This window comes from Pseudomonas sp. CLCA07, assembly GCF_053615335.1.
On sequence record NZ_CM132131.1, the window covers coordinates 772,138 to 784,856 of the forward strand.

The 12,719-nt window shown below is 57.7% G+C and carries 10 protein-coding genes; 6 read left to right on the forward strand and 4 right to left on the reverse strand.

All coding sequences use genetic code 11. The annotated features are described in order from the left end of the window. Positions 1-63 precede the first annotated feature (63 nt). Positions 64-891 (forward strand): phosphonoacetaldehyde hydrolase, encoded by an 828-nt coding sequence (gene phnX / locus ACWGZX_RS03570; protein ID WP_452627318.1) that lies wholly within the window; start codon positions 64-66, stop codon positions 889-891. 187 nt (positions 892-1,078) lie between these two features. Continuing rightward, complete coding sequence (locus ACWGZX_RS03575; RefSeq protein ID WP_452627319.1) at positions 1,079-1,627, forward strand: cytochrome b; 549 nt, start codon at positions 1,079-1,081, stop codon at positions 1,625-1,627. 73 nt (positions 1,628-1,700) lie between these two features. Here ACWGZX_RS03575 and ACWGZX_RS03580 read toward each other — a convergent pair whose 3' ends face one another. Then, entirely contained in the window at positions 1,701-2,618 is a 918-nt protein-coding gene (locus ACWGZX_RS03580; protein WP_452627320.1) for a 1-aminocyclopropane-1-carboxylate deaminase/D-cysteine desulfhydrase, read from the reverse strand. Positions 2,619-2,817: 199 nt separating this feature from the next. Then, on the reverse strand, positions 2,818-4,857 hold the full coding sequence (locus tag ACWGZX_RS03585; RefSeq protein ID WP_452627321.1) for an oxidoreductase: 2,040 nt from the start codon (positions 4,855-4,857) through the stop codon (positions 2,818-2,820). A 588-nt stretch (positions 4,858-5,445) separates the two neighbouring features. Between ACWGZX_RS03585 and phaR the strand changes: the two genes are divergently transcribed. Continuing rightward, positions 5,446-5,979, forward strand: a complete 534-nt coding sequence (phaR, locus tag ACWGZX_RS03590; RefSeq protein ID WP_452627322.1) for a polyhydroxyalkanoate synthesis repressor PhaR — start codon at positions 5,446-5,448, stop codon at positions 5,977-5,979. Between the two features lie 35 nt (positions 5,980-6,014). Here the strand turns inward: phaR and phaP are convergent, their stop codons facing one another. Then, a complete protein-coding gene (gene phaP / locus ACWGZX_RS03595) occupies positions 6,015-6,578 on the reverse strand; it encodes a TIGR01841 family phasin (RefSeq protein WP_452627323.1) in 564 nt (187 codons plus the stop codon). A 251-nt stretch (positions 6,579-6,829) separates the two neighbouring features. Between phaP and ACWGZX_RS03600 the strand changes: the two genes are divergently transcribed. After that, positions 6,830-9,268 (forward strand): DUF3141 domain-containing protein, encoded by a 2,439-nt coding sequence (locus ACWGZX_RS03600; RefSeq protein WP_452627324.1) that lies wholly within the window; start codon positions 6,830-6,832, stop codon positions 9,266-9,268. Positions 9,269-9,282: 14 nt separating this feature from the next. On the opposite strand, the gene ACWGZX_RS03605 is transcribed toward ACWGZX_RS03600, so the two are convergent. Then, on the reverse strand, positions 9,283-10,410 hold the full coding sequence (locus ACWGZX_RS03605; protein WP_452628960.1) for an AraC family transcriptional regulator: 1,128 nt from the start codon (positions 10,408-10,410) through the stop codon (positions 9,283-9,285). Positions 10,411-10,680: 270 nt separating this feature from the next. Between ACWGZX_RS03605 and phbB the strand changes: the two genes are divergently transcribed. Together phbB and ACWGZX_RS03615 are read left to right on the forward strand one after the other, a co-directional pair. Then, positions 10,681-11,427, forward strand: a complete 747-nt coding sequence (phbB, locus tag ACWGZX_RS03610; protein ID WP_452627325.1) for an acetoacetyl-CoA reductase — start codon at positions 10,681-10,683, stop codon at positions 11,425-11,427. A 64-nt stretch (positions 11,428-11,491) separates the two neighbouring features. Beyond that, positions 11,492-12,670 carry an acetyl-CoA C-acetyltransferase gene (locus ACWGZX_RS03615; protein ID WP_452627326.1) on the forward strand — a complete coding sequence of 393 codons (1,179 nt, stop codon included), beginning with the start codon at positions 11,492-11,494 and terminating at the stop codon, positions 12,668-12,670. Positions 12,671-12,719: the final 49 nt, after the last annotated feature.

Sequence of the window (12,719 nt, forward strand, 5' to 3'; positions counted from 1 at the left end):
CCTCGCAGGCTCGACAGCTGCTACACAGATTTGCTCATCATTCCAACAGACAGGATTTGAGACATGAACTACGCAAACCCAACCAAACTGCAAGCCGCCATCCTCGACTGGGCCGGCACCGTCGTTGACTTCGGTTCCTTCGCGCCCACTCAGATTTTTGTCGAAGCCTTCGCCGAGTTCGACGTTCAGGTCTCCATCGAAGAAGCCCGCGGGCCGATGGGCATGGGCAAGTGGGACCACATCCGCACCCTGTGCGATCAGCCGCAAGTCGCCGAGCGTTATCGCGCCGTGTTCGGCCGCGCACCGACCGACGACGATGTCACCGCCATCTACAAACGCTTCATGCCGCTGCAAATCGAAAAAATCGCCGAACACTCGGCCCTGATTCCGGGCGCACTGGAGACCATCGCCAACCTGCGCCAACAAGGGATCAAGATCGGCTCGTGCTCCGGTTACCCGAAACAGGTCATGGATAAAGTGGTCGAGCTGGCCGCCACCAATGGTTACGTTGCCGACCACGTCGTCGCCACCGATGAAGTCCCCAACGGTCGTCCGTGGCCTGCTCAGGCTTTAGCGAATGTGATTGCGCTGGGCATTGACGATGTCGCCGCCTGCGTGAAGATCGACGACACCGTACCGGGCATTCTTGAAGGTCGTCGTGCCGGCATGTGGACCGTGGCGCTGATCTGCTCGGGCAACGCGCTGGGCCTGGACTACGAAGGCTATCGCGCCCTCGGCAGCGATAGACTGGACAGCGAACGCAAGCGCATCCATGCGATGTTCGAAAGCTCACGCCCGCACTACATGATCGACACCATCACCGACTTGCCGGAAGTGATTGCCGACATCAACAAGCGCCTGGCCAATGGTGAGATGCCGCAAAGCAGTTGATCGCGATTCTCTGCGCATAAAAAGCGCCCGTCCCCCAAAGGAACGGGCGCTTTTTTATTGCCAATCACTTGATCCAGAGCCTTGAACACTTAAATAGCCACAGGCAAATCCACCAAATCGGATTACAGTAATGGAACACCGTCGGACAAGAACGGTGGCTTTAGACCAGACCTGTGAGGAACACCGTATGCCCTGGAAGAATTCGGAATCACGCTACAGCACCGTATCGATCACGCTGCATTGGTTGATGCTGGTCTTGCTGGCGCTGGTGTACGCCTCTATCGAGTTTCGCGGGCTCTTTCCCAAAGGCAGTGGCAGCCGAACGCTGATCGTCGAATCGCACTTCATGCTGGGCCTGACCGTGTTCGTGTTGGTCTGGTTCAGGTTATTCGCCCGCAGCCTGGGGCCCGCACCGCAGATCTTCCCCGCCTCGCCTCACTGGCAAACCACACTCGCGAAGTTGATGCACTGGGCGTTGTACATTTTTATGATCGCAATGCCGATTCTCGGGTGGCTGGTGACCAGCGCCAAGGGTAATCAAGTGATGTTTTACGGCTTTGACCTCCCGATGCTGGTGGCGGAAGACAAGGACTTCGCCAAACAGCTCCAGGGCTGGCACGTGCTCGGTGGCACCATCGGCTACTGGCTGATCGGCCTGCACGCCGTGGCCGGGATCTATCACCACTATGTGGTGGGGGATAACACCTTGCTGCGGATGATGCCTAAAAGCAAATGAGCACGGTTGAACGCGGTCCTGTAATTGGATGGACTCGCCCAAGCCGAGGCGTCTTTGCGCCACGGTGGCGTAGTTATTGAAATCCCCGGCGGCCCTGCAAGCCGCCAGTGTGGATGAAGATCAAGCGTGTACCCTTTTTGAAATTTACAGCCTCGATTTGCTGCTTGAGCATCAGCAGCGCTTTCCCGGTGTACAACGGCTCCAGTGGCATACCGCTGACGTGTTCGGTTTGATCGATCAAGTCGAGTAACGGCTGATCGACTTTGGCAAAGCCACCACGGCTGGCGTCCAGCAGTTCGTAGTTGCGCAGCGCTACACCCGCTTCTTGCAGAATCGATTCGACGTGTTGCGCAACACCGTGATCGTCGGGCACCGCCATCGCACCGTACACCTTGCGTTCGCCAGCCTCGGCCAGCACCAGGCCGGCCAGGGTGGTGCCGGTTCCGCAGGCCAGCCACCAGCCGTCGTAGTCGCTCCAATCCAAATGACTCAGTTGATCGTCAACCATTGCCTTCAACGGTATGCAGCCGCGCGCACCTCGTAGGCCGCCGCCCCCTTCGGGTACCGGATGCAGATCGGGGTATTGCGCCTGCCAGGGTTGCCAGAAACCTGGCTCATTCCGCGCCCGGTAGCCGCCGTAACCCAACCAGTGCAATTGCATGCCGAATGCCTGCAAGTCCTTCACCGTCGGGGTTTCTTGAGGGTGACCGCGCAAAAGGCCGACGGTGCGGAAACCGAAACGTTTGCCGGCAGCAGCCAATGCGTGCAGATGATTGGAGTGCGCACCGCCCAGGCTGATGATGCCGTTGGCACCGGCGAGGTCAGCGGCGTGGAGGTGTTCGATGAGCTTGAACCACTTGTTGCCGCTGATCAGCGGGTCGATCTGGTCGAGGCGCAGGGTGGCGACTTCGATACCGGCGGCGGTGAGCCAGTCGAGCTTGAGGGGTTCGAGGGGGGCTTGGGGTAGCCAGTCGTTGGGAGGGAGAAGCATCGATGCCGGCTCTGGGTAAAGAGCTGGCATCTTAGCAGTCAACTTGTGGTGAGGGGGCTTGCCCCCGTTCGGTTGCGAAGCAGCCGTAAATCATTCAACACAATACTTCTGAAACACCGCTCTGGATGTTTTTGGGGCCGCTGCGCTGCCCAACGGGGCGATGCGGCGTTCCGACAAGCCCCCTCGCCACAGGGGTTGATTACAACTCAGCAGCCAACCGCGACCCTTGGTTGATCGCGCGCTTGGCATCCAGCTCCGCCGCCACGTCCGCGCCGCCAATCAAATGCACGTTCTGCCCCGCCGCCACCAACCCGTCCTGCAATTCGCGCAGCGGATCCTGCCCGGCGCAGATCACGATGTTGTCCACTGGCAGCACTTGCGGCTCGCCGGTTTCGCCGATACGAATGTGCAGGCCTTCGTCGTCAATCTTCAGGTACTCGACGCTGTTAAGCATCTGCACTTGCTTGTTCTTCAGCCCGGTACGGTGAATCCAGCCAGTGGTTTTACCCAGACCGTCGCCGACCTTGGATTTTTTGCGTTGCAGCAGGAACACGTCACGGGCCGGTGCATGCGGCACAGCCTTGATGCCCGCCACGCCACCGCGCGCTTCAAGGTGAGTATCGATGCCCCACTCCTTCCAGAACGCTTCGCGGTCCTGACTGGTGGCCACGCCCTGGTGCACCAGGAATTCCGACACGTCGAAACCGATACCGCCAGCGCCGATCACCGCGACGCGCTTGCCCACCGGTTTGCGCTCAAGGATCACGTCCAGGTAGCTCAACACCTTGGCGTTTTCCACGCCGGGAATCGCCGGGGTTCTTGGCGCGATGCCGGTGGCGAGGATGATCTCGTCGTAACCGCCCTCGACCAGTTGCGCCACGTCAACGCGGGTGTTCAGGCACACCTCAACGTTGGTGGTCTGCAATTTGCGGTTGAAATAGCGCAGGGTTTCAAAGAACTCTTCCTTGCCCGGCACGCGCTTGGCAACGTTGAACTGACCGCCGATTTCGCTGGCCGAATCAAACAGCGTCACTTGATGCCCACGCTCGGCGGCCACCGTCGCAGCGGAAAGCCCCGCAGGACCGGCACCGACCACGGCGATTTTCTTGATCTGCTGCACCGGCAAGTAGTTGAGCTCGGTTTCATGGCAAGCGCGCGGGTTGACCAGGCAACTGGTCAACTTGCCGCCGAAGGTGTGATCCAGGCACGCTTGGTTGCAGCCGATGCAGGTGTTGATTTCATCGGCACGCCCTTCAGCGGCCTTGTTGACGAAGTCCGGATCGGCGAGGAACGGCCGCGCCATCGACACCATGTCGGCGTCACCTTCAGCCAGAATTTGTTCGGCCACTTCCGGGGTGTTGATGCGGTTGGTGGTGATCAGCGGAATGCTCACCGAGCCACGCAGTTTGGCGGTGACTTTGCTGAACGCCGCACGGGGTACTTTGGTGGCGATGGTCGGAATCCGCGCTTCGTGCCAGCCGATACCGGTGTTAATGATGGTCGCGCCGGCCTGCTCGATGGCCTTGGCCAGGGTGACGATTTCTTCCCAGGTGCTGCCACCTTCCACGAGGTCGAGCATCGACAGGCGGAAGATAATAATGAAGTTCGGCCCCACCGCATCTCGCACGCGACGGACGATTTCCACCGGCAGGCGCATACGGTTTTCGTAGCTGCCACCCCAACGGTCGGTGCGGTGGTTGGTGTGGGCCGCGAGGAACTGGTTAATGAAATAACCTTCGGAGCCCATAATCTCGACGCCGTCATACTCGGCTTGTTGCGCCAGGGTCGAACAAGTCACGAAATCGCTGATTTGCTTCTCGATGCCTTCCTCGTCCAGCTCTTTAGGCTTGAACGGGTTGATCGGCGCCTGGATGGCGCTCGGCGCGACCTGTTTCGGACTGTAGGCATAACGCCCGGCGTGGAGGATCTGCATGCAGATCTTACCGCCCGCTTCATGCACGGCACGAGTCACGATCTGGTGCTTGAGTGCTTCTTCCTCAGTGGTCAGCTTGGCCGCCCCGGAATACACCCCGCCTTCATCGTTAGGGCCAATGCCGCCGGTAACCATCAGGCCAACCCCGCCGCGCGCACGTTCGGCAAAGTACGCCGCCATGCGTTCGAAACCGCCGGGTTTCTCCTCAAGACCGGTGTGCATCGAACCCATCAGGGTGCGGTTGCGCAGCGTGGTAAAACCCAGGTCCAGCGGGGCCAAGAGGTGCGGGTAATGAGCGGCGGCCATTTGTAACTCCACATCGAGCGTTCACGGAAAAAATGCAGGAGCTCTTTGGCCCCTGTCAGTCATGTGGCACAGACTAAGAGTCGCGTCGTTGTCACTCAATGACCGAAACTGACAACTTAATGATCGAAATGTGCAGCAGCCCTTGGCAAGGGCGCGCATGGGCCCTCCTGTGCACAAAGGGTTTTTTCATGAGTTTTCACTTCGATTGGAATTCTTTTCATTAAGAATGGAATCAGCCAGCCATAGCCAGCCATGTCACGGGAACGTTAAAGGCCAGCATGGGCGCCGTGTGTAAAATGTTTTATGTCGTGATGTCGTGCCATTGCTAGAGGAATTTTCGCGGTGCTGCGCTGAACAGCCGCATTCTGAAGCAAACCTCCAGCTTGGCGACACTCTTTGCCCCGCAGTTGATATCGCTCATGCATCAAGCGGCCTTGGCGAAGCTGCCGACCCGGCACTGCGCACAAAGCATCCGAAAGTTCTTACGCTGACCACCCAGCGCGTGCCGCGTGAGGCGACGCATTGGAGTGGCAGTGGTCAGAGTAGGATAAGATGCCTGCAAATCAGGCTCGCTGTGAGTAGCCCCGCATGACAGATAACAGTCGGAACACCACCCGTCTGATCAAGAAGTACCCGAATCGCCGTCTGTATGACACGCACACCAGCAGTCATTTGACCCTTGCGGATATACGCCAATTGGTCGTCGATAGAATCCCGTTCGAGGTGGTCGACGCCAAGACTGGCGAGGATCTGACCCGAAGTATTTTGCTGCAGGTCATTCTGGAAGCCGAAAGTGGCGGTGAGCCGATATTCTCCAGTGAGATGCTGATGGGGATTATCCAGTTCTACGGTCCCTACCAGAGCGTCCTCGGCAGCTACCTGGATAAAAGCATCCAGACGGTCATCGACATCCAGTCCCAGACCGGCGCTCAGTCCTCCGAAACCTGGAGCGAGTTCATGCACCAGCAGGCACCTGTCATGCAGGATTTGATGCGCCAGTATGTCGACCAGTCAAAAGCCCTCTACCTGAACACTCAGAACCTCTTCGGCCTGTTCGGCGGCATGCCTCCAGGCAAGCCAGGTGCCGGTGACGGGCCGAAAAAAAATGGCGATGGGGAGTAAACCCATCGCCATCAGCGTAACTGCTCTAATGTGACTTACTTGTTACCGCTTGTAGCCTTGGCACCAGGAGCGGTTTTGCCGGCTTCGGCGGTCGCTGCGTCAAAACCGCTCTGGGCAACGTCAGCAGCCTGTTTTACGGCTTTCTGTGCGCTTTCAAAAACGGTACCGGCATTCGCCAGCGACGACTTGAACGCGGCCACAACAGGCTCGGAGCCAGCCGGTGCATTCTTGCTGATCACTTCAACGAACTCTTGCACCTGCTGGGTGCCCGCCTCGATCTGACGCGAGGTCAGTTTGGCGATTTCCGAGTGAGTGCCGACAATCAACGCTTGCACTTGGCGATTGAACTCAGCCAGGCGTTCGGCTTGCACATTTGGCTGGGTGAAAGAAGCCTGCAGCTCTGCGAATCCTTGTGGATCACGTACCGCAAGCAGCTTGCGAAAGCCGTCGAACTGCTCCTCGGTGGAGGCTTGCAGGGTCTTGAACTGCAACTGGCTCAGCTGTTCAACACTGGAGAAGATTTTGCCGCTGATTTGCTGCAGGAGGTCGAGATTGGCTTTCTGAGCGTCTTGCAATTTTTCCGAGTTGAAAAAAGACATGCTTGAATCTCCTGATACTGGAAGGCCGACATGGGCCTGAGGACGCGATAGCGATCCTGCCGATCATCGCGCTAGACTTGATATTGCAGTGCACAAATCATTTTGGCAATGATTTTTTGTGCAGCGCACAAAAGACTTTCCCCTCCTGCCAATATTCGCTATAGACTCCTGACATCGAACGGACAGCCAAAGCTCTGTTTGTTAATGAGCTGCAGGCACCTGCTTCTCATGCATATCATCAGGAGATCACCATGGGCCAGGAAGACATTATTGCATCGCAACATGAAAAGCCTTCCTCACAACGCGGCCTATGGGAACACCTGAGTCACCTGCAACGCCTCAACACGCTGAACCTCCTTGATGCTTTGCGCCAGCGCCAGAAAAAAACCCTCGCGCCTCTGAAACGAGGTCAACTCAGACAACCTACACCCGCTGAATGGCAGGAATATGTCATCGACTTCGGCCAACGCTGCCTACTGTTCTGGGACACCCTGCGCCAGCGCGGCGACAATATGCTGGCCCATGAGCGCGCCGGGTATCCGCTGCTGCTCAAGTTCGATCATGAAACCTTGATCGCAGGCTCTGATCTTCCACGCCCGGTCAACTTTTCACTGCTGCGAATCCTCCCCGGACCAGAGCAAAAAATCGACAGCAACAGCCAGCCGGTGGTCATCATTGATCCACGCGGCGGCCATGGCTCGGGAATCGGCGGCTTCAAACAGGATTCGGTATTAGGTGAAAGCCTCAGAGCCGGCCACCCCACCTATTTCATCTCTTTCAGTCACTCGCCACAGCCTGGGCAAACCCTGGCCGATATCGTCGAAGCCCAGGCCCGGTTCATCGAAGCCGTCAGCGCCCTTCACCCGGCCAACAGCAAGCCGATCATCATCGGTAACTGCCAAGCCGGCTGGGCCTTGATGGGACTGGCGGCAACACGACCGGAACTGCCGGGATTGATCATTATCAATGGCGCCCCCCTGTCATACTGGGCCGGTGTCAATGGACGCAATCCGATGCGCTATACCGGTGGCCTGCTCGGTGGCGGCTGGATGGCTCACCTTGGCAGCGACTTGGGCAATGGCCGTTTTGACGGTACCTGGCTGGTCAGCAACTTCGAAAACCTGGACCCGGCCAACACCTATTGGGGCAAGTACTACCAGTTGTTCAGCCAGGTCGACAGCGAGGCTGCGCGCTTCCTCGACTTCGAACGCTGGTGGGGTAGCCCGACCCTGCTCAATGGCGAAGAGATCGAGATGATTGTCGATGATCTTTTCATCGGCAACCAATTGTCCGGCGGTCTCGACCGCAAGAGCAGCGGTATTGACCTGAAACGGATCGAAGTACCGGTGGTGGTGTTCTGTTCCTACGGAGACAACATCACCCCTCCCCAGCAAGCATTGAACTGGATCGCCGATGTCTATCCCAGCGATCTCGCTTTGCATGAGGCAGGACGTACCATCGTCTACCTTCGGCACGCCAGCATCGGCCATTTAGGTATTTTTGTCTCCGGCCAGGTGGCGCGGCGCGAACACCGAGGGTTGCTCGGCGCGGTCGAAGCCATCAATGCGCTGCCGGCGGGGTTGTATGAAATGCTGATTGACGATCTGCCGACCCCTTCAGGCAGCAGTGACGTGCAATATCGAGTGCGTTTCGAATCAAGGCTAATTGCCGATATCCATGATGACATCGAACCGGCCCGTGATGACGATCGCGAATTCTCTCTGGTAGAGCGCGCCTCTGAAATCAACAGCGCGTTTTACGACGAATTGATACGTCCGTGGCTGCGTCAGATAGTCAACGAGCCCATTGCCGAATTGATGCGCAGGACGCACCCCTTCCACCAGCAGCAATTGCTATGGAGTAGCCTGAATCCGGCGCTGTGGTGGTTAGCCGGGACCAAATCAAAAGTCAGCAGTGATCGTCGTCCCGCACGCAAAGACAACCCGTTGCTGGCCTGGCAGGAGCTGTTCTCCAACCAGATGCAAGACACCCTGAATGCGTACCGCGATGCGCGTGACGCCACTCAAGAAATATGTTTTTACGGTATTTACGGCGCACTGAGCACCCTCACCAGCAACAAGCCTGCGCGAAATCTCCAGGCACATGCCGACCAGCAGGACCAGGCCCTGATCGAACGCCTGCAGGATTCGCTGCCCCATGGTGGCCCCCTGGAAGCGTTGGTGCGGATTCTGTTTTTGCTGGGCCGCGACAGCGACAAGGCGGGCAAGGAAAGCATCGAAAAATTGATCCAGCAGGTGCATCTGCTGGTCCAGGACTACAGCAATGAGCCCACGGCGCTGCGCGAAGCCATCCGATTGCAGAACCTGCTGGTTTTTGCCTACCCACAAGAAAGCTTGCACAGCCTGCCCTTGTTGCTACCAGAGGCAAAGGAACGCCACCAGGTACTGACAGCCGTTGGGCAATTGATGCCTGAACTGCTAGCGACCGTTGGAGCTGAAGGCGAATTCTGGCGTGAACTGCACGCGTTGCTCGAAGTCCCCCTGCCGGGCTTCAGCCTGACCCAACCACCCAGTGAAACAGTTGTCATCCCGCAGGAGACCCCTTTGGAGCCATCTCCGCTTGCAGTAACGCTGTCGCCGCAGATCACACCACTGCCCGCTCCCGCCATCGTAGTTAAAGCCCCGAAGCGCAAAGCGAGCAAAGGGACAACAGGCCCCAAGCCTCAATGACCCTTCACAAGGGATTAGCGGTGCATCCGTTCGGCGTAGTCGTTGGCGAAACCTGCGATCTTATGATCTCTGCGCAGACCGACGAGGTTCATGGTTCGGACCGGCGCGACTTCCTTGTGCACAAGCAACAACTCGTGGGCTCGATATTGACCTGGGGTCATACCGAACCAACGGGTGCATGCCTTATGGAAGCTGCTGTGATCATGAAAGCCGAGCAGGTGAGTCACATGCTTCAGGTTGAAATGAGAATGGCGCAAATAGAAGTCGGCCATCTGCCGGCGCACATCGTTCAGGACATCCTTGAATTGCGTGCCGTCCTTCTCAAGTCCTCGTTGAAGCGTTCGCTTGCTGATGTTCAGTGCTGCCGCAATCGATTCCATATCACATTGCCCTTGGCCTTGTCCCTGGCTCAAGCGCTCGGTAACCAGCGCGCGAATCCTGCCAACAATGGAGTAACCGGACAACAGGTCCAATTGAGCCATGGCAAAACTGTCATGGAGTGTGGCCAATGCCTCGTTGGCCATACTCAACGGACTCAGAAGCTCCTGGCCATCGAACAAGATGCTGTCATATGCCGCCCCGAAACTCAGCGGACAACCAAAAAGTCGCTGATGCTCCGACGTGTCTTCAGGTTCGGGATAAGTGAACTCCACACTCAACGGTTGCGGTGACTTGCCACCTGCCAGCCAACGGCAGAAACCCAGCAGCGAAGCCAAGGCTGCATCCGTGTATTGCCGGGGTTTGACAGAGTCATGTTGCTGATGATCGAGACTGGCCAATCGGTAATGCTGCTGCTCCTGGACAAGGAAAAGGCTGAATCCGGTACCGATCAACGGGCTGAAACGAACCAGACGTTCAAGCGCCCTTTTCAGGTTCGAACTGGACATCATCGTGTAGCCCACGATCTGAAAACTACTGGGATGGAACTCCCCGTAGGCTTTCAAACCGATATTCAGATCATCCGAAGCCTGAGCAGCCAGGTCCCAAAGACGATAGATAACGCTTCGCTCGCAGAATGCTCCTGGTTTATTCACGAACTCGACATCCAGTCCCGCCTCTTGGCACAGACCGGCAAGGTCCAGTCCTTGGGCCAAAAACGTATTCGCCAGCATGCTGGCATAACCTGAACTCATTCTATACATGGCGTCCTCAATGACCAGTGGAACCGAACGTCCTGTCCGGAGCCGATACTGACATGCGTTGAACATATTTCAACTGTGTTGCAGAAATATTAACTATCCATTCAGTTTTAAGTATTGATCCCAGTATAGGTATTCCTCACTTTTTGCAGCGGGTACCTCCCCCGCGTGGCACCGAAGGACAGGAGAACGTCACCTTCAAACACTTCCGCACGGACCGTCGATAACCAACAATCTTCTCTCCTGCAGCGCAAAAGAAAATGGAGTAGAAGTATGGAGTCGCGTAGTCGTATTGCTGTGGTAACGGGTGGTATGGGCGGCATTGGTACGGCAATCAGCCAACGTCTATACAAGGAAGGATTCAAGGTAATCGTCGGCTGCAGCTCTGATTCCAGCCGCAAGAACGACTGGATTGCCAGCCAGCTGGAAGCGGGTTATCAATTCGAATGCATCTATGGCGACGTCACCGATTGGGAGACGACCCGCAAGTCTTTCGAGATGGCTCGTGAACAATTCGGCCCGATCGATGTGCTGGTCAACAACGCCGGCATCACTCGCGACGCCTCTTTTCGCAAGCTCACCCCGGAAGACTGGAACAGCGTGATCGGGACTAACCTGACGGGCTTGTTCAACACTACCAAGCAAGTCATTGAAGGCATGTTGGCCAACGGTTGGGGGCGGATCATCAATATCTCCTCGATCAACGGTCAGCGTGGCCAGTTCGGTCAGACCAACTACTCCGCCGCCAAGGCTGGCATTCATGGTTTCACCATGGCACTGGCCCGGGAAGTCTCCGGCAAGGGCGTGACCGTCAATACCGTATCCCCAGGCTACATCCAGACCTCCATGACCGCGGCAATTCGCCCGGACATTCTCGAAGGCATGATCGCTGCAACTCCGGTTGGTCGCCTTGGCCAACCCGAAGAGATCGCCTCAATCGTGGCCTGGCTGGCTTCCGATGAGTCCGCCTACAGCACCGGTGCCGATTTCTCGGTAAACGGCGGCATGAACATGCAATAACCCCGATCAGGGCAGGAATGCCCTGGTTTGCTCGACGAATTTTGTCTTTTCGATGAGGTCACGCATGAACGAAGTCGTAATCGTTGCCGCTACTCGTACCGCCATTGGCAGTTTCCAGGGTGCTTTGTCTGCAATTCCCGCGACCGAACTGGGTGCCGCAGTGATTCGCCGCTTGCTGGAGCAGACGGGTATCGATGCTGCTCAGATTGATGAAGTGATACTCGGCCAGGTACTCACTGCCGGCGCTGGGCAAAACCCGGCACGCCAGACAGCGATCAAGGCTGGCTTGCCACACACCACGGCTGCCCTGACCTTGAACAAGGTCTGCGGCTCCGGTCTCAAGGCGGTCCATCTCGCCGTCCAGGCAATCCGTTGTGGCGACGCGGAACTGGTAATCGCTGGCGGTCAGGAAAATATGAGTCTGGCGCCCTATGTTCTGCCCAAGGCACGCACCGGCCTGCGTATGGGCCATGCGCAACTGCAAGACAGCATGATCCAGGATGGCCTGTGGGACGCCTTCAACGACTATCACATGGGTATCACCGCCGAGAATCTGGCGCAGAAGTACGAGATCTCTCGTGAAGCACAGGATACCTTCGCTGCCGCCTCGCAACAGAAGGCCGCCGCAGCCATTGAGGGCGGGCGTTTCCAGAGCGAAATCACCCCGATCCTGATTCCTCAGCGCAAGGGCGAACCGCTAGTCTTCGACACCGACGAACAGCCGCGTATCGACAGCACTGCGCAAGCGTTGGCGAAACTCAAACCGGCATTCCAGAAAGACGGCAGCGTGACCGCCGGCAACTCTTCGACCCTCAACGATGGTGCGGCCGTGCTGTTGCTGGCCAGCGCCGCTAAAGCACAAGCACTGGGCCTTCCGGTACTGGCACGGATCAAAGCCTATGCCAGCGCCGGCGTGGACCCGTCGATCATGGGCATCGGCCCAGTCCCGGCTACACGTCTGACCCTGCAAAAGGCCGGCTGGAGTGTCGAGGACCTGGACCTGATTGAAGCCAATGAAGCCTTCGCTGCCCAGTCGCTGGCGGTTGGTAAAGAGTTGGGTTGGGACACCAGCAAGGTCAACGTCAACGGCGGCGCGATCGCCCTTGGCCATCCGATTGGCGCGTCGGGGGCACGGATTCTGGTGTCGCTGGTGCACGAACTGATCCGTCGCGACGGCAAGAAGGGGCTGGCCACTTTGTGCATCGGCGGCGGACAAGGCGTCGGCCTGGCTATCGAGCGCTAACCAACGGCATCTGAGTAGCCCATGCGCGGACTTGGGACCCTTGTTCCGC